The 17,462-nt window shown below is 64.3% G+C and carries 18 protein-coding genes; 14 read left to right on the top strand and 4 right to left on the bottom strand.

Going from position 1 to position 17,462, the window contains the following annotated elements; all coding sequences use genetic code 11:
* Positions 1-4: 4 nt before the first annotated feature.
* On the bottom strand, positions 5-1,270 hold the full coding sequence (locus tag G8E03_RS02835; protein ID WP_166188474.1) for an RsmB/NOP family class I SAM-dependent RNA methyltransferase: 1,266 nt from the start codon (positions 1,268-1,270) through the stop codon (positions 5-7).
* A complete protein-coding gene (htpX, locus tag G8E03_RS02830) occupies positions 1,267-2,169 on the bottom strand; it encodes a zinc metalloprotease HtpX (RefSeq protein ID WP_166188472.1) in 903 nt (300 codons plus the stop codon). The genes G8E03_RS02835 and htpX overlap by 4 nt, the downstream gene beginning before the upstream one ends.
* A gap of 92 nt (positions 2,170-2,261) precedes the next feature.
* Here htpX and G8E03_RS02825 point away from each other — a divergent pair, with 92 nt between their 5' ends.
* The 5 genes from G8E03_RS02825 (at position 2,262) to G8E03_RS02805 (ending at position 5,834) form a co-directional block, all read left to right on the top strand.
* Positions 2,262-2,447 (top strand): DUF1674 domain-containing protein, encoded by a 186-nt coding sequence (locus G8E03_RS02825; RefSeq protein ID WP_166188470.1) that lies wholly within the window; start codon positions 2,262-2,264, stop codon positions 2,445-2,447.
* 30 nt (positions 2,448-2,477) lie between these two features.
* On the top strand, positions 2,478-3,932 hold the full coding sequence (locus G8E03_RS02820; protein WP_166188468.1) for an NAD-dependent succinate-semialdehyde dehydrogenase: 1,455 nt from the start codon (positions 2,478-2,480) through the stop codon (positions 3,930-3,932).
* A 123-nt stretch (positions 3,933-4,055) separates the two neighbouring features.
* Positions 4,056-5,126: a tRNA (adenosine(37)-N6)-threonylcarbamoyltransferase complex transferase subunit TsaD gene (gene tsaD, locus G8E03_RS02815; protein ID WP_166188466.1), complete on the top strand. Its 1,071-nt coding sequence runs from the start codon at positions 4,056-4,058 to the stop codon at positions 5,124-5,126.
* Positions 5,127-5,137: 11 nt separating this feature from the next.
* Entirely contained in the window at positions 5,138-5,413 is a 276-nt protein-coding gene (locus G8E03_RS02810) for a YciI family protein (RefSeq protein ID WP_166188463.1), read from the top strand.
* Between the two features lies 1 nt (position 5,414).
* Entirely contained in the window at positions 5,415-5,834 is a 420-nt protein-coding gene (locus G8E03_RS02805) for an EVE domain-containing protein (protein ID WP_166188460.1), read from the top strand.
* Between the two features lie 125 nt (positions 5,835-5,959).
* On the opposite strand, the gene G8E03_RS02800 is transcribed toward G8E03_RS02805, so the two are convergent.
* Complete coding sequence (locus G8E03_RS02800) at positions 5,960-6,613, bottom strand: 5-formyltetrahydrofolate cyclo-ligase (RefSeq protein WP_166188449.1); 654 nt, start codon at positions 6,611-6,613, stop codon at positions 5,960-5,962.
* Positions 6,614-6,992: 379 nt separating this feature from the next.
* On the opposite strand from G8E03_RS02800, the gene G8E03_RS02795 reads away from it, so the two are divergent.
* Genes G8E03_RS02795 through G8E03_RS02785 form a run of 3 tightly spaced genes read left to right on the top strand, consistent with a single transcriptional unit; the run spans position 6,993 to position 9,743 of the window.
* Positions 6,993-7,982: a TRAP transporter substrate-binding protein gene (locus tag G8E03_RS02795; RefSeq protein WP_166188447.1), complete on the top strand. Its 990-nt coding sequence runs from the start codon at positions 6,993-6,995 to the stop codon at positions 7,980-7,982.
* Position 7,983: 1 nt separating this feature from the next.
* Positions 7,984-8,493: a TRAP transporter small permease gene (locus G8E03_RS02790; RefSeq protein ID WP_166188444.1), complete on the top strand. Its 510-nt coding sequence runs from the start codon at positions 7,984-7,986 to the stop codon at positions 8,491-8,493.
* A complete protein-coding gene (locus tag G8E03_RS02785; protein ID WP_166188442.1) occupies positions 8,490-9,743 on the top strand; it encodes a TRAP transporter large permease in 1,254 nt (417 codons plus the stop codon). Before G8E03_RS02790 ends, G8E03_RS02785 begins: the two co-directional genes overlap by 4 nt.
* A 46-nt stretch (positions 9,744-9,789) precedes the next feature.
* Here the strand turns inward: G8E03_RS02785 and G8E03_RS02780 are convergent, their stop codons facing one another.
* Complete coding sequence (locus G8E03_RS02780) at positions 9,790-10,680, bottom strand: LysR family transcriptional regulator (protein ID WP_166188439.1); 891 nt, start codon at positions 10,678-10,680, stop codon at positions 9,790-9,792.
* Between the two features lie 103 nt (positions 10,681-10,783).
* Here G8E03_RS02780 and G8E03_RS02775 point away from each other — a divergent pair, with 103 nt between their 5' ends.
* From G8E03_RS02775 to G8E03_RS02750, 6 genes are read left to right on the top strand one after another with little or no spacing between them, the layout of a single operon-like run.
* Entirely contained in the window at positions 10,784-11,680 is an 897-nt protein-coding gene (locus tag G8E03_RS02775; RefSeq protein WP_166188437.1) for a carbon-nitrogen hydrolase family protein, read from the top strand.
* Positions 11,677-13,245, top strand: a complete 1,569-nt coding sequence (locus G8E03_RS02770; RefSeq protein WP_166188434.1) for an ABC transporter substrate-binding protein — start codon at positions 11,677-11,679, stop codon at positions 13,243-13,245. The genes G8E03_RS02775 and G8E03_RS02770 overlap by 4 nt, the downstream gene beginning before the upstream one ends.
* Entirely contained in the window at positions 13,238-14,875 is a 1,638-nt protein-coding gene (locus G8E03_RS02765) for a dipeptide ABC transporter ATP-binding protein (RefSeq protein ID WP_166188432.1), read from the top strand. Before G8E03_RS02770 ends, G8E03_RS02765 begins: the two co-directional genes overlap by 8 nt.
* Positions 14,872-15,780: an ABC transporter permease gene (locus G8E03_RS02760; RefSeq protein ID WP_166188429.1), complete on the top strand. Its 909-nt coding sequence runs from the start codon at positions 14,872-14,874 to the stop codon at positions 15,778-15,780. Before G8E03_RS02765 ends, G8E03_RS02760 begins: the two co-directional genes overlap by 4 nt.
* Positions 15,777-16,637, top strand: coding sequence for an ABC transporter permease (locus G8E03_RS02755; RefSeq protein ID WP_166188427.1), 861 nt, complete (start codon positions 15,777-15,779; stop codon positions 16,635-16,637). The genes G8E03_RS02760 and G8E03_RS02755 overlap by 4 nt, the downstream gene beginning before the upstream one ends.
* A complete protein-coding gene (locus G8E03_RS02750) occupies positions 16,634-17,347 on the top strand; it encodes an RraA family protein (protein ID WP_166188425.1) in 714 nt (237 codons plus the stop codon). Before G8E03_RS02755 ends, G8E03_RS02750 begins: the two co-directional genes overlap by 4 nt.
* Positions 17,348-17,462 lie beyond the last annotated feature (115 nt).

Raw genomic sequence — 17,462 nt, 5'->3', positions numbered from 1 at the left:
GATGTCATGCCTTCTTGCGCAGGCGCGCGATATAGAAGCCGTCCATACCGCCCTGTTCAGCCCAGAAATCGGGGCGCAGGCGCAGTGCGCCGTCCACGCACCATTCGGCATCGCCGCCCAGGGCCTCGGCGTCGATCGGGTCCAGCGTCCAGTCGGGACGGGTTTCCAGGAAGCGGGCGACCGGCACCTCCCCCTCGGATGGCAGCAGCGAGCAGGTGCAAAACACCAGACGCCCCCCCGGCTTGACCCACTGGGCGGAGCGTTCGAGCAGCTCACGCTGCAACTGCACCAGCGACTTGTTTTCCTCACCCGTCTTGACGAAGGGCAGGTCGGGGTGCCGCCGCAGGGTGCCGGTGGCGGTACAGGGCGCGTCCAGCAGGATCGCGTCGAACGGTGCGTCGGGTGTCCACTTCAGCGCATCCGCGCGCACGATCTCGGCCTTCAGCCGGGTCCGGTCGAGGTTCTGGCGCACCCGCTCCAACCGCTTCGAGGAGATATCCAATGCCACGACATCCGCACCGGCGGCGGCCAGTTGCAAGGTCTTGCCCCCCGGTGCGGCGCAAAGGTCCAGCACCCGTTCGCCCGGTTTCGCATCCAGAACGCGGGCGGGCAGGGCGGCGGCGGCGTCCTGCACCCAGAACGCGCCTTCGTCATAACCGGGCAGGGCGCTGACCTGACCGGGGCGATACCGGCGCAGGGTGCCGGTCGGGGCCATCTCCCCCTCCAACCCCTCGGGCAGATCGCCACGCAGGGTCAGGTCCAGCGGCGCACCGCCTGCGTGAACCCGCTCCATCGCGTCCACCGTATCCTCACCGTAAGCGCGGACCAGCGGCGTGCGCAGCCAGTTTGGCAGGCGCTGCGGGTCCATCTGCGCCCAGATGTCGAACCCCTCGCGGCTGATATTGCGCGCGACCGCATTGACCAGACCGCTGAGCCGCGCGGTCTTCGGATCGTTGCGGGCGGCGCGCACGGCGGCGTCCACGGCGGCGTGGGGGGCGACCTCATCGATCAGCATTTCCGCCGCCGCGATGCGCAGAGCCTGCATGGCGCGGGCGGGGGGCTTACGCGTTAGGAACTGTTCCAAAACGGTGTCGATCGGCTCCAGATTGCGCAGCACCATCGCGGCGAGGCTCTGCGCCCGCGCCCGCGCCGGTGGGGGCAGGTCGTCGGGCAAACGGTCCACCAGATCGCCCAGCATGATGCCGTCGGACAGCACCCCGATCAACAATTCCGCCGCCGCCAGCCGCGCGGGAAGGCCCGGCGCGCTCACCGGTTGCGCCGAATGTTGGGAACGGAGCTGGTCCGCACCTGCGGTCCGCTCATCTGGGGGGAGCCTGCCATCTTCATCAATGCCTCGATCCGGTTGTTCACATCTGGGTGCGTCGAAAACAGATTGTCGGTCCCGCGTCCAGTCAGAGGGTTCACGATAAACATGTGCGCGGTTGCGGGATTGCTCTCGGCACTGGTCATTTCACGGACCTGCGCGCCGCCCGCGATCTTGCGCAGAGCATTGGCCAGCCCCATGGGATCACGGGCGATTTCCGCCCCCATCCGGTCGGCGGAATATTCCCGCGTGCGGCTGATCAGCATCTGGATCATCATCGCGGCCAGGGGCGCCAGCAGCACCGCCGCGATCATGCCGATCCCGCTCAACGCCCCACGCTCACGGTTGCCACCGCCAAAGAACAGCCCGAACTGCGCCAGCATCGAGATCGCCCCCCCGATGGTGGCCGCGATGGTCATGATCAACGTGTCGTGGTTCTTGATATGCGCCAGCTCATGCGCGATGACGCCGCGCACCTCATCCGGGGACAGGCTGCGCAACAGACCCGCCGTGACCGCCACCGCCGCGTTTTCCGGATTGCGCCCGGTGGCAAAGGCATTCGGCTGCGCCTCGTTGATCAGATAGATCTTGGGCATCGGCAGATCGGCGTTGCGCGACAGCTCCTGCACCATCTGGAACACTTCGGGGATCGAGGCGCGGGTCACAGGCTGCGCGCCATGCATCCTCAGCATCGCCTTGTCGGAATTCCACCATGCGAACGCATTGGTGGCGACGGCGAAACCCAGCGCGATCAGCATCCCCAACTGCCCGCCGATCAGATAGCCCACACCCATGAACAGGGCGGTCAACCCCGCCAGCAGCAGACCCGTCTTGAAATAGTTCATCGCCGTGACCCCTTGCGTCCGAAACTCGGTGGAACATATGCAGTATAGGCACCTCCCGATAGGAGATGTAGGCCCCGATAGGAGATGTAGGAATGACCGACGATCCCGAAAAGACCGCCCGCCTGCGCGCCGCCGCGACCCGCGCCCTGGCCGAGGCCGAGGACCGCAAGCGGGCCACACCGCCGCTGGATCTGCCCGAGGAACTGGGCGGCCGCGACGGGCCCGAGCCGATCCGCTTCGGTGATTGGGAGAAGAAGGGCATCACCTGCGACTTTTGAACGAATGAAACCGACCGCCGGGAGGGCACCATGAAACTCGACAACTCGAAACTGTTCGTCACGAAATCCTATATCGACGGGGCGTGGACCGACGCGGATGGCGGTGCCACCTTCGACGTAACCAACCCGGTGGATGACAGCGTGATCGCGCAGGTTGCTGATCTGGGCCGGACCGAGGTCGCCCGCGCCATCGACGCCGCGGATGCCGCACAGGCCGACTGGGCCGCGAAACTCGCCTCGGAACGCTACTCGATCCTGATGGAATGGTATCGCCTGATCATGGAAAATCAGGAGGATCTGGCCAGGATCATCACCGCCGAGATGGGCAAACCGCTCAAGGAAGCGCGCGGTGAGGTCGCTTACGGCGCGTCCTTTATCCAGTGGTTCGCTGAGGAGGCGAAGCGCATCTACGGCGACACCATCCCGCCGCATCAGGCGGACAAGCGTATCGTGGTCATTAAGCAGCCCGTGGGCGTCGTCGGCTCGATCACGCCGTGGAACTTCCCGCTGGCGATGATCACGCGCAAGCTGGCCCCCGGTCTGGCCGCAGGGTGCACGGTTGTCGCCCGGCCCGCCGAACTGACCCCTCTGACCGCGCTGGCCCTGGCTGAGCTGGCCGAACAGGCAGGCTTTCCCAAGGGGGTGTTTAACGTCGTCACCGGGTCCGACAGCTCCGCCATCGGCAAGGAGCTGTGCGAGAACGACAAGGTGCGCAAGATTACCTTCACCGGCTCGACCCGCGTCGGCTCGATCCTGATGGAACAATGCGCCGGCACCATCAAGAAGATGAGCCTTGAGCTGGGCGGCAACGCCCCGTTCCTCGTATTCAACGACGCCGATATCGACGCCGCGATCGAAGGCGCGATGATCTGCAAGTTCCGCAATGCCGGCCAGACCTGCGTCTGCGCGAACCGCATCTACGTGCAGTCGGGCGTCTATGACGAATTCTCGCGCAAGCTGGCCGAACGGGTCGCGGCGATGAAGGTCGGTGACGGCATGCAGGAGGGCACGGATATCGGCCCCCTGATCTCGACCGATGCGGTCAAAAAGGTGCAGACCCACCTGGACGACGCCGTGTCCAAGGGCGCGACAATCATCGAGGGCGGCACGAAAAGCGACAAGGGCGGCACCTTCTTCACCCCCACCGTCGTCACCGGCATGTCGCAGGACATGCAGATCGCGGGTGAGGAAACCTTCGGCCCGGTGGCCCCCCTGTTCAAGTTCGAGACGGAGGAGGAGGGCATCGCCCTGGCCAACGACACGGTCTTTGGCCTCGCCGCCTATTACTACACCCGCGACATCGGCCGGGTCTGGCGTGTGGGTGAGGCGCTGGAATACGGCATCGTCGGCCTGAACACCGGACTGATCTCGACTGAGGTCGCGCCCTTCGGTGGCGTCAAGCAATCCGGCCTCGGCCGCGAGGGGTCGAAATACGGCATCGAGGAATATCTGGAGATCAAGTACATGTGCATGGGCGGCATCTGATCCGTTCACTTTCCTCACATATCCCCGCCGGAGGCATCAGACCACAAAGGTCGGAACCTCCGGCGGGCATGTCGCGGCGAATCCGAAATGGACGCCCCGCGCGCCAGCCGTTAGGCAACGCCCATGACCCTGATCCTTGGCATAGAATCGAGTTGTGACGACACGGCGGCCGCCGTCGTCGGCGCGGATCGCGTGATCCTGTCCAATAGGGTGTTCTCGCAAACCGATCTGCATGCCGATTTCGGCGGCATCGTGCCGGAGATTGCCGCCCGCGCCCATGCCGAACGGCTCGACATCGTGGCCGAGGCAGCTCTGGCCGAGGCGGGCGTGATGCTTTCCGACATCGACTTGATTGCCGTCACCGCCGGCCCCGGCCTGATCGGCGGTGTATTGTCGGGCGTGATGTTCGCCAAGGGGCTGGCCGCCGGAGCGGGAAAACCGCTGATCGGTGTCAATCACCTGGCCGGGCATGCCCTGACACCGCGCCTGACGGACGGGGTGCCGTTTCCCTATCTGATGTTGCTGGTCTCGGGCGGGCATTGCCAGTTCCTCGCCGTGACCGGCCCCGACGATTTCACCCGCATGGGCAGCACCATCGACGATGCACCTGGGGAGGCATTCGACAAGACAGCCAAGCTGCTGGGCCTGCCGCAGCCCGGCGGCCCGTTGGTGGAGGCAGAGGCCGCCAACGGCGATCCGCGCCGCTTCGCCTTCCCCCGGCCGCTGTTGGACCGGCCGGGTTGTGACATGAGCTTTTCAGGACTCAAAACCGCTCTGCGCCGCGCCCGCGACATGATCGTCGAGGAAAAGGGCGGTATCACTCGTCAGGACCGTGCCGAGCTGTGCGCCAGTTTCCAGCAGGCCGTGGCGGACGTGCTGGCCAGAAAGACCGCGCGCGCGCTGGCGGCCTTCACCGAACTGCACGGTGCCAGCACCATCGCTGTCGCGGGCGGTGTCGCGGCCAATGCCACGATCCGCGCCGGATTGCAGCGTGCGGCGGATGAGGCGGGCTTTACCTTCACCGCGCCGCCCTTGAAACTGTGCACGGATAATGGCGCCATGATCGCCTGGGCCGGGTGGGAGAGGTTTGACGCCGGCCTGACCGAGGACACCCTGACGGCCCGCCCGCGCTGGCCGCTCGACAAAACCGCCGTACCGATGCTCGGTTCCGGCAAGAAAGGTGCGAAAGCCTGAGAGGAAACACCATGTTCTATGCGATCTTTGCCCATGACAAACCCGGCGCGCTGGAAACGCGCAAGGCCAACCGCGATGCGCACCTCGCCTATATCGCCCAGACAGGGGTGGTGGCACAGGCAGGCCCTCTGCTCGACGCGCAGGGCGATATGGCCGGTTCCCTGGTGATTCTGGACGTCGCGGACATGGACGCGGCGCATGCATGGGCCGATGCCGATCCCTATGCCCGCGCGGGTCTGTTCGCCTCGGTCGATATTCACCCGTGGAAGCGGGTCATTGGAGGCTGACATGGCATATTGGCTGTTCAAATCCGAGCCGAACACATGGGGCTGGGAAGATCAGGTCGCCAAGGGCGACGAAGGTGAGGAATGGGACGGTGTGCGCAACTATCAGGCGCGCAACAACATGCGCGCCATGAAGATCGGCGACCGGGGCTTCTTCTACCACTCGATAGATGAGAAGCGCGTCGTCGGCGTGGTCGAGGTCATCGCCGAGGCACATCCCGACAGCAAGGCCGACGACGACCGGTGGGAATGCGTGGACATCAAGGCGATCGCCCCCTTCCCGCGGCCCGTCACGCTTCAAGATTGCAAGGACGATCCGCGGCTGTCCGGCATGATCCTCGTGAACAATTCCCGCCTGTCCGTGCAACCCGTCACGGATGAGGAATGGCGGATCGTTTGCGATCTGGGCGGTTACAAGGATTAAGGGGCGAAAGTCAGATTAGCAGACGGTTCATCGCGCCGCTGATCGGCGCGACCTCATCCGTGAATCGTCTGACTGGGATGAACGGCGCGGGTGCGGCGGGAAGTATCCGATGTGGATGTATCGGTTCAGGCCCTGTGGCGCACAGACCCATCGGACAGTACGACACTGTCCATGGGAATGTCCCACGGCATCGGAAAGATCGTGGGGATCACGCAATCCGCAAACCCGACGCCGATCACCCTCGGCGCGGGGTGGAGGTCGCACAGCGTCCGGTCGTAATAGCCGCCGCCATTGCCCAGCCTGAAGCATCCCCCGTCCACCCCCAACAGGGGAGAGATTACGACATCCGGCACCGCCTCCACCCCGTGAGCAGGCACCGGAATATCCCAGATCCCACGTGTCATCGCGCAGCCCGGCGACCAGGCGCGGAATACCAGCGGCGCGTCCTTCGCGATCACGACGGGAAGCAAAACCGTCGCACCTGCCTCATGCGCCGCCACCATCCAGTCGCGCAGATCGGGTTCGCCCCGAATGGGCCAGTAGGCGGCGATCCTCATACCCGGATGCGGCGTCACGATCGTATCAAGCGCGGCGCGCAAATCGCGCGTGAGGGCTTCACGATCCGGGCTGCTCACGGCGCGCCGTGACTGCATCAGACGGGTGCGTTCGGCTTTGCGAAAGCGGGCGACATCGCGCATCGTGCCCGGATCAACCGGTTTTCCCCCGATCAGAAGATGCGCCATACAGGGGGCCGAACCGCCGGTATCGTCATCCTGCATCCTCGCCTCCTTCGGTTCCAAATGGCCTGTACGGTTCACGATACCGCTGCTGTGAAGCTTGTCCAGAACGGCGCGCGGCCCTGTCTCTCGCGGTTGCCTTGGTCAAAGAAAAGCCCGGCGGCACAAGGTCTGTCGCCCGCGCGAGGGCGATAGGGCCAGCGCGCCCGAAACGTCACGCACATGTCCAGAGCGGTATGTTAAACGAATCCAAGGAATGATAAGCAGAACGCCTGCTCGAACGGAGCGGGTGGGGTCGGCACCTGATCGGCGTGGGGCGTGAGGCACCTGGGTGCGGCGCAACTTGCCATTTTCGGATGCCGGAATGGGACGGCACATGCCCGACAAGTCTCTCACCTCAAGGCATATTAGGGAGGATATCATGAAAATCACTGGAAAGTTCGCGGTGCTGCTCGGTTGCGTGGCCTCAATCGCCATCAGCCAGCCCGCCTTCGCAGAGATCGAGGAAACGAACCTGCGTCTTGCGCATGTCGTGAACGAAAACGATGGCTTTCACGCGGCGGCCACGCGGTTTCAGGAGCTTGTCGCGGAACGGTCGGACGGCAAGATCAGCGTCGAGGTGTTTCCGAACGCCACGCTGGGTGACGAGCGCACATTGCTCGAAGGGATGCAGATCGGCACGGTTGACATGGGCGTGATCACGAATGGCCCGGTCTCGAACTTCCTTGAGGATATGGCGGTGTTCGAAATGCCGTTCCTGTTCCCCTCGGCCGAGAAAGCCTACGAGGTTCTGGACGGGCCCATCGGGCAGGAGCTTCTGGATCGTCTTTCCGAGGTGAACCTGAAGGGTCTGGCCTATGCGGAACGTGGTTTTCGCAATCTGACCAACTCCGAACGTCCCATCAACTCGCCCGCCGATGTGCAGGGCCTCAAGGTGCGGGTTATGGAAAATCCGGTCTATATCGACACGTTCCGTGAGCTGGGCGCCGACGCAATTCCGATGGCCTGGACCGAAGCGTTGACGGCTATGCAGCAGGGCACAATTGACGGTCAGGAAAATCCGGTTAACGTCGTGCACTCGTTCCAGTTGAACGAAACGCAGACGAACATGACCATGACGCGGCACTCCTACGCCCCGGCGATCTTCGTGATGAGCCTTCCTGTCTGGAACAACCTTTCCGAAGAAGCGCAGGAGATCGTTCTTCAGTCCGCTCAGGAAGCAGCCGAGTACGAACGCGAGCTCAACGCTGAGCAGGAGAGCCAGCAACTCGAAGAGCTGCGCGCCTCCGGTATGAACGTGATCGACGACGCGGATCTGTCGGCCTTCTCCGAGGCTGTCGCCCCGGTCTACGTGAAATATGGTGAGCGGTTCGGCGATTACCTGCCCCGCATTCAGGAAGCGCTCAGATAACATGCTCAAGGTGCTCGGGTGGGTGGATCGGATTGTCGGTGCGGTGCTGGGGCCGGTTGTGGTCGCGGGCATGGTCGCGCTGACATTCGTCATATCGCTTCAGATCGTATCGCGTGTGTTCTTCACCTCGGTCACATGGACCGAGGAGGTCGCACGTTTCCTGTTGATCTGGATTACCTTCCTTGGGGCCACCCTGGCGTTTCAACAGGGCAGGCACATCGCGGTGCAATTGGCGCGCGACAGCCTGCCCGCCAACCTGCGCCGAATTGTAATCGGCGCGGGGATTCTGGTTTCGATTGCCTTTCTCGCCACCCTGACCTGGATCGGCTGGCGGTATATGGACCTTCAGAGCTTTCAGCGGTCTCCCTCGCTGCGGATTCCGATGAACAACATCTACCTCGTGATGCCGGTGGCGAGCGGATTGATGGCGGCGATGTCGTGTATCGACCTGGTCCGATTATTGACCGGCGACACGACGATACGGGATCGAATGCGGGATGTTGTTGAATGAGCCTTGTCCTCGTCCTGCTCTTCGTTCTGTTCCTTCTGATGGGATTGCCGGTTGCGATCGTGATCGGCGCCTCGACCATGGCCGCGCTCAATCTGGGCGATGTGCCCCTGATGGTTGTGCCACAACAGATGTTCGCAGGCATCAACAGCTTTGCGCTGGTCGCGGTGCCGATGTTCGTTCTGGCCGGCGATATCCTCGCTCAGGGTGAGATTTCCAAGCGCCTGATCGCCTTCGCTGACAGCCTGCTTGGTTTTATCAAGGGTGGGCTTTCTGTCGTCTCGGTGCTGGCAGGGGTGTTTTTTGCCGCTATTTCCGGTTCGGGCGCCGCGACCACCGCAGCGGTCGGTGCGAGCCTCGTCCCCGAACTGAAGCGCAAGGGCTATGACCCGGCATCCGCTGCATCGCTGATCGCCGCTGCCGGAACCATCGGCGTGGTGATCCCGCCTTCGGTGCCCATGATCATCTACGCGGTGATCGCGCAGGAATCGGTCAAGAGCCTCTTTCTGGCCGGTTTCATCCCCGGTGTCGCAATGGGTCTTGGCCTGATGATCGTGGCCGTGATCCAAGGCTACAGGCGGGCCTATCCACGCGGCACCAGCCTTTCCCTGAAAACCATCGTTCGCACCTTTTTCGCGGCCAGCTGGGGCCTGATGGCGCCCCTGATCATCCTTGGCGGGATCTTCTCAGGCGTATTCACGCCAAGCGAGGCGGCCGTGGTTGCCGTGAACTACGCGATCCTCGTTTCGCTGTTCATTTACCGGGATCTGACCCTGCGCGGGCTATATCGGATCATCCTGCGGGCGGGCGTTACGACGGCTGTCATACTCTTCGTCATCGCCGCCTCCTCTGTGTTGAGCTGGACATTGGCAAGCTGGCAGGTGCCCAACGCGATTGCCGCGCTTGCCCTGTCTCTCACCGACAATGTGTTCCTGCTGCTGCTGGTGGTTATGGCCCTGATCCTGATTACAGGCGTGTTTCTGGAAACGGCGAGTGCGTTGATCATCCTGACACCGATGCTGCTGCCGCTTGCAGCGCAGCTGGGCATCGGGACTGTGCATTTCGGCATTATCATTGTGGTGGGTCTGGCGATCGGGATGGTGACGCCCCCCGTCGCAATCAACCTGTTCGTCGCCTCGTCCACGACGGATCAACCGGTTGAGCGGATTGCGCGGGCGGTCGTGCCCTACCTGGCCGTGCTGATCGTCGTCTATCTTATGATCGCCTACATCCCGGTGATTTTTGCAAACTAACGGGGCGTTGACTTGAGCGACTGTGATAAGGCGCTGCCTGTCACAGTCATGCCTTCGTCGTGAGGCTGCGCAGCCAGGCGGTAACGATCTGCACCTCGGGTTCGACCTCCCGCCCGGTGGCGACGCGCATCGTGTAGGCCCAGTCCTGATCTATCGCGAAGTCCGACAAGCAGATCAGGCCCGATGCCTGCACTGCCCGCGTGATGGTGGCCCTGCGACAGATCGCGACGCCGATGCCGTGCATCGCGGCGTTTTGCAGCAGGAACGATCCTTCGAGGTAGATGGTCCGAGCTGCATTCTCGGGGGTCCAGCCTTCACCCGCTTCGGCCAGCCAGCGGGTCCACATGCGCGAATCCTCGTCCGCGACCAGCGGTCCGTTGCGCACGGCGGTGACCGGATCGCCCCCGGCGGCCCGCAGCAGGTCGGGGGTGCAGACGGGGACGGCATCGCCGGGAAACAGCACGACCTCATCCGGCAACAGGCGGTCGCGTTTGCGAAACAGGATCTCCACATCGGGCGCGGGGGTTTTTGGGCGATCGGTCTGCGCCAGTGACACGTGCAGGCTGATCTGCGGATGGGCGTTGCGAAACTGCGCCAGATTGGGCAGCAGCACCTCCTCCGCGATCACAGGCAACGCGGAGATGGACACCGCACGGGCGAAGCGCAGCGGCAGCAGGTCGATCTCGTGCCGGATCGCGTCAAAGGAATCGTGCACCACCCGCGCCAGGCTTTCCCCCGCTTCGGTAAAGGCGACGCTGCGGCCCCGGCGCACGGTAATGGGCCGGCCGATCCACTCCTCCAACTGCTTCATCTGATGGCTGACGGCAGAATGCGATACGCTGAGCCGACGCGCGGCAGCGGAAACGGAGCCGGTTTCGCGCACCGCCTCCAATGCGCGCAAGGCGTTGAGCGAGGGAAGACGGCGCGTGCTCTGCATAGAATAAACATGTGAGGTAAACAGACAGGTTACAACAATTTTATTCTATTTTCTTGAAGGTCACACCCCCTAGGGTGGAGGTGCTGCAATCAGGGGGCCGGACATGACGGATACGCTGCGGGTTTCGATGCTTCAGATGACATCGCACAACACCCATGATCGAAATATCGAGAGCCTTAGCACCGCCGCGAAGCGTGCCGCGGATGAGGGCGCCGACATGCTGACCCTGCCCGAGGCCGCGGGCCTGATGGACCGCGACAAGGACCACGCCCGCGCCCAGATCACGCAGGAGAGCCACGACCCCTACATAGCCGCCTGCCGCGAGGAGGCCGCGAAGCATGGCATCTGGATTCATTCCGGCTCCAGCCCGGTCAAGGCGCCCGATGGCAGGTATTTCAACCATACGGTTCTGATCGACCCGGCAGGTGAGATCCTCGCACGTTATGACAAGATCCACCTGTTTGACGTGTTCCTGGACGGGCGCGACGCGACAGGGGAATCCAGCCGTTACGCCCCCGGAACCGATGCCGTTCTGGTGGACACGCCCTTCGGCCCGCTGGGCATGTCGATCTGCTACGATTTGCGGTTCCCGCATCTTTACCGCGAATATGCGCTGGCCGGTGCCACGGTGATGTTCGTGCCCTCCGCCTTTACCGTGCCCACGGGCCGGGCGCATTGGGAGGTGCTGCTGCGGGCGCGGGCCATCGAAAACGGGGCTTATGTGATCGCCCCGGCGCAGGTTGGCGATCATGCGGACGGGCGTGCAACATGGGGCCATTCGCTCATCATCTCCCCCTGGGGTGAGGTGCTGGCCGATCTGGGGGGCGCGGTGGCCGGGCAAGTCACGGTCGATCTGCCGTTGGATGCCGTCGCGGCGGCACGGCGCCAGATCCCGAACCTGAAGAACGCCCGGGCCTTCGACCTTCGCCATATCGGCCCCGCCAGAAACGACATGCCCTCCACCCCGGCAAGACATTCATCAACAGGAGCTTTGACATGACCTATCGCAACTTGATGGCCGCCACGGCACTGACAGGGGCGCTGGCGATGCCCGCCCTTGCACAGGACCGCCCCGATCTGGTGATCGCGGTGGACAACCTGTGGCCGACGATGGACCCGGTGGTCGGCATTTCGACGACCGGCGCGCGGGTGCATTCCAACATCTTCGACACGCTGGTGCGCCGCAACCGCTGGGACGATCCCGACGGAACCGAACTGGTGCCGTGGCTGGCCGAAAGCTGGCAGCAGCTTTCACCCATGGTCTGGGAATTCACGCTGCGCGACGGCGTGCCCTTCCATGACGGGCATATCATGGACGCCGAGGATGTAGCCTTCTCGCTGTCCGCCGAACGATTGTGGGGGGAGGAACCCCTGGCCCCGCGCGGCACCCGCTACGCGCGCGGTTTCGTCCGGGTCGAGGCAACCGGCCCCCTGACGGTGGAGGTCGAAACCAGCTTTCCCGATCCGAACCTGCCGTTCCGCATGGTCACGCCCATCGGCTTCGTCCTGCCGGCGCATTATTACGAGGAGGTCGGAACCGACGCGTTCGGCCAGATGCCCATCGGCACCGGCCCCTACCGCATGACATCTTTCGACCCGTCGGTTTCGGTCGAGGCGGAGGCCTTTGAGGACTATTGGGCCGGGGAGCCGCCCGCCGCCTCGCTTAAATTCGAGATCGTGCCGGAGTTTTCCACCCGGTTCGCGGGTCTGGTCGCGGGCGAATATGACGTGGTGGTCAGCGTTCCCGCCGATCAGGTCGCCTCCCTCGAAGGGACTGATGGCATCACCGTGATGGAGAAGGGCATCGAGAATTACCCGATGGTCGCCTTCAACATGCTGGAAACCGAGGCCCTGCCCGACAATCCGCTGACGGATGTGAATCTGCGGCGCGCCCTCGTCGCCGGTGTGGACCGTGAGGCGATCGCGCAGGCAATCTGGGGTGATGCGACCTTCGTGCCGACGCCGTTCAACTTCCCCGAATACGGCGAGTATTTCGATCCCGACCGCGCCCGCGCCATGCCCTACGACCCCGAACAGGCGGCCGAATACCTCGCCGCCAGCGACTATGACGGGCAGGAACTGATCTGGCACATCACCCGCGGTTTTTATCCCAATTACGAGATCGCAGCGGAATTCATGGTCGAGCAATGGGCCGATCTGGGCATCGACGTGCGCATCGCGCTCAAGGATAACTTCTCGCTGGCCTACGAGCGGCCGTTCCACCTGTTGAACATGTCGATGTCCAGCGAGTTTTCCGGCGATCCCTACCGCCCGTTGTGGATGGACTGGGGTCCTGAATCCAGCCGCTTCCGCGCCTCGCACCGCACCTGGGACATGACGGAGGATTTCGTCAGGCTGGGCGAAACCTTCGAGCAGGCGCAGGACTTCGACGAGAGGTATCAGGCCTATCTCGACCTGGTGGCGGAGTGGGAGCGCGTGACGCCCGGCATGTATATGTGGCGCAATGTGGTGAACTACGCGATTGATGAGGATCTGCAATGGGATCCGGGCAATTCGGACGTCACGATCTTCGATCACCTCTACATGACGGGTTACGATGAGTGAAACCGCAACCGGTCCAGGCGCGGCGCGCCTGCCGCTCCTGACCATCGACGAACTGACGGTCGCCTTGCCGCCGGATGGCGACCGGGCGGAGGCGGTGTCGCGCATCAGCTTCGACATCGCACCGGGTGAGACGCTGTGCCTGGTCGGGGAAAGCGGCTCGGGCAAATCCGTGGCGGGGCAGGCGATCATGGGCATGTTGCCCCATGCGCTGCCAGTCACGGGCGGCACGATCCGTTTCGATGGGGCGCAGTTGCCGCCACAGCGTCACCGCGATTTCCGCACGATCCGATCCGCCCGGATCGCGATGATCTTTCAGGACGCGGGCGCCAGCCTGAATCCCGTGCGCACCATCGGCAGCCAACTGGCGGAGGTTCTGGCGGTGCATGGCGTGCCCCGATCCCGCCGCCGCGCCCGCGTGCTGGAGGTGCTGCACGACGTCGCCCTGCCCGAGCCGGAGCGGATCGCGCGTTCCTATCCGCACCAATTGTCCGGCGGGCAGGCGCAACGCGCGGTGATCGCGGCGGCCTTGCTGCTGCACCCCGGCTTGCTGATCGCGGATGAGCCGACGACGGCGCTGGACGTGACGACGCAGGCCGAAATCCTGACCCTGATCGCCCGTTTGCAGCGGGAACATAATCTGGCCGTGCTGTTCGTGACCCACGATTTCGGCGTCGTGGCCCAGATCGCGGATCGCGTCGCGGTGATGCAGCAGGGCGTGCTGGTGGAAAGCGGGCAGGCCGGCGACGTCCTGCGCAATCCGCAACATCCCTACACGCGCAAGCTGATCGCCGCCGTCAGCCCCGCGCCCCGCATTCTGGAGCACGATGAGGAGACCCCGATCCTGCAAGCGCGCGCCGTTAATCTGGTCTATCGCAGCGGCTTTCTGGGCAACCGCAAGGCGCTGCATGCGGTCAAGGATGTCACGCTGGACATCGCGCGGGGCCGCACCGTTGCCGTTGTGGGCGAAAGCGGGTCCGGCAAAAGCTCCCTCGCGCGGTGCCTGCTGCGACTGGAGGATATCGACAGTGGCTCGATCCGCTTCAAGGAGGAGGAGATCGCCGACCTGACCGGCGCCCCGCTGCGAAGGCTGCGGCGGTCCATTCAGGTGGTGTTGCAAGATCCGTTTTCCGCTCTCAACCCCCGCCAGACGGTCCTGTCCGCCGTGGCCGAGGGCCCGATCATCCATGGCACGCCGCCTGCGCAAGCACGGGCGAAAGCGGCCGAACTTCTCGACCTGGTGGGGCTGTCCGCGCAGGCAGGCGGGCGCTATCCGCAGGAATTTTCCGGTGGCCAGCGCCAGCGCATCTGCATCGCGCGGGCGCTGGCGCTGGAACCCGAATTGCTGATCGCGGATGAGGCGGTTTCCGCCCTCGACGTGTCCATTCAGGCGCAGATTCTGGACCTCTTCGCCGATCTGCAAAGCCGCTTCGGCTTCGCGATCCTGTTCATCACCCACGATCTGGCCGTCGCCCGCGCCATCGCGGACGATATTCTGGTCATGAGAGCGGGGGAAATCGTGGAGCACGGCCCCGCGAGCCGCGTTTTTGCCGCACCGCAACATCCCTATACACAAGCCTTGCTGGCCGCGGCGCCGGGGCTGGATCTGTTTCAAAAGGGCAGCGCGGCATGATCGGTTACATCCTCTCCCGTCTGCTGCGCGCCATGCTGACCATGCTGGTGACGGTGACGCTGGTTTTCCTTTTCATCCGCCTGTCGGGCGATCCGGCGGCGGCGCTGGTTCCGCCCGACGCGCCGCAATCGGTGATCGACCAGTATTCCCGCGCCATGGGCCTCGACCAGCCGCTATGGCAACAATATCTGGGCTATCTCGCGGGTCTGGCGCAGGGGAACTTCGGCTTCTCGATCCATACCGGTATCGCGGTGGAGCAGACATTTCTGAGGCGTCTGCCCTATACGCTGCACCTTGGCGGCACCGCGCTGGCGCTGGCCGTCGCCATCGGTATTCCAATAGGCGCGCTGGCCGCGATCCGCCGGGGCACGCCGCTGGACCGGCTGGTGATGGGCTTTTCGGTCTTTGCCTTCGCGATGCCGAATTTCCTGTTCGGGCTGGTGATGATCCTGGTCGCGGCCCTGGCCTTCGGCACCTTTCTGGGCGGGGAGAGCGCGAACGTCATCTGGCCCGCGCTGACCCTGGGGCTGGCGGCGATGGGCAGCTTCGCAAGGTTCACCCGCTCATCGGTGCTTGAGACGATCAACGCCCCCTACATGCGCGCGGCGGAGGCACGGGGCGTGCCCTTTGCCAAGCGGTTGCTGCGCCACGCTGCGCCCAATGCCGCGATCCCGCTGGTGACGCTTATCGGGCTGTCGCTGGGCGCGCTGGTGGCGGGCTCCGTCGTGACGGAGCAGGTCTTCGCCTGGCCCGGCGTCGGGCAACTGCTGGTCCGTTCGGTCGCGACGCGCGATCTGGCGCAGGTGCAGTTTCTGGTGCTGGTGGTGGCCGCGACCATGGTGATGGCGAACCTGATCGTCGATCTGCTCTACCTTGTCATCGACCCGAGGATCCGCGCGAAATGACGGACGTCCATTCCACCGCACCCCTCGCACGAAAGCGCCCCCCGATCCCGTTGAGCGTCAAGCTCGCCCTTGGCTTCGTGGCGCTGTTCGTCATGTTCGCGCTGTTCGGCCACCTCCTGACGCCGCACGGTTTTCGCGAGACGTCGCTGTTTCATCGGTTGGAGCCGCCGGGCAGCGAAGGTTACTGGCTGGGCACCGACGCGCGCGGGCGCGATCTGTTTGCCCGCCTCGTGACGGGGGCGCAGATCACGCTTGTGGTGGCGATCGTCGGCACAGTGATCGGGGCGGTGCTCGGCTCGCTGCTGGGGATCATGGCCGGTGCACAACGGGGCAAGACCGAAGCCGTGATCGTCGCGGCCATCGACGTGCAGGCCTCGCTGCCGATCATCATCGTGGCGCTGTTCATGCTGGCTATGTTCGACAATTCCTTCACCCTGTTCCTGCTGCTGGTCGGCCTGAACGGCTGGGAGGTCTATGCAAGGCTGATGCGTGGCGCGACCCTGCAGGCCAAGGAATCCGGCTATGTCACCGCCGTGCGCGCGCTGGGCGCGACGCCGGCGCGGATCTATCTGCGCCACGTCCTGCCAAACATCCTGAACATCGCGCTGGTACAGTTCACGGTGAACCTGCCCCTGACGATCCTGCTGGAAACGGCGCTATCGTTTCTGGGGCTGGGCGTGCAACCGCCGTTGACCAGCCTGGGCCAGATCATGTCCGAAGGGCGTGACCGCCTGATGACCGCATGGTGGCTGACGCTGCTGCCCGGCGCGATCATCTTTTGCCTCGCGCTGTCGGTCTCGATGATCGGGGACTGGCTGCGCGACAGACTCGACCCCACATTGCGGAGTGAACGATGACGAAGCCCCTGCCGTCCCCCCCGAAATACGCCATCGGCCCGACCCCGCCGCCGCTGGACCCCGAAACGGTCGAGACCTTGCGACAGTGCGAGACGACGATGCTGGGCCATATCCTGTATTGGGGCGCGATGGATCCCGGCATCCGCGCCAATCAGGGGCATGGCCCCCGCACCGTCGGGCGGGCGCTGACCGTGCAGATACCCGGACCGTGCTCGGTTATGCTGCACCATGCGATCGGGCTGGCGCAGCCGGGGGATATCCTGGTGATCGACCGTCTGGGCGATATGCGCCACGCCTGTCTGGGCGACGGCGTGGCGGAGGCGGCGATGCGGCAGGGCATCGTCGGGGCCATCATCGACGGCCCCTGCACCGATGGGCAGGAACTGGCCGAACTGGGCTTTCCGGTCTGGTGCCGCGGCGTGTCCCCGATGACGACGCGCATGGCCAATCTGGCCGGGCGCGCGCATGTTCCGGTCAGCGTGGGCGGCGTGGCGGTGCTGCCGGGTGACGCGGTGCTGGCGGATGCGGACGGCGTCTACGTGATGCAGCCCGGCGATGCGGCGACGGTCAGTGACATCGCCCTGTCCCGTGGCCGGATCGTGGCCGAACGGCGGCGCGCGCGCGGCGATGATGCGCCGCCACTGGGGCAACTGTCCGGCGCCAGCCGCATGGTCAATGAAGCGATGGAGCCAAATCCGACTGATATCTAGACCTGAAGGTTACAGCGAAGAACAGGTCATCGGGATCAAAAGAGGATTTGCGGGCCGCCAATCAGCTCATGACTTGAGGTTTGCGTTCCACTTCGCTAATAATCTAACAAATGTT

It is taken from the genome of Pontivivens nitratireducens (genome assembly GCF_011290545.1).
Classification (GTDB): Bacteria; Pseudomonadota; Alphaproteobacteria; order Rhodobacterales; family Rhodobacteraceae; genus Pontivivens; species Pontivivens nitratireducens.
This window is presented reverse-complemented; position numbering and strand designations above follow the sequence as displayed.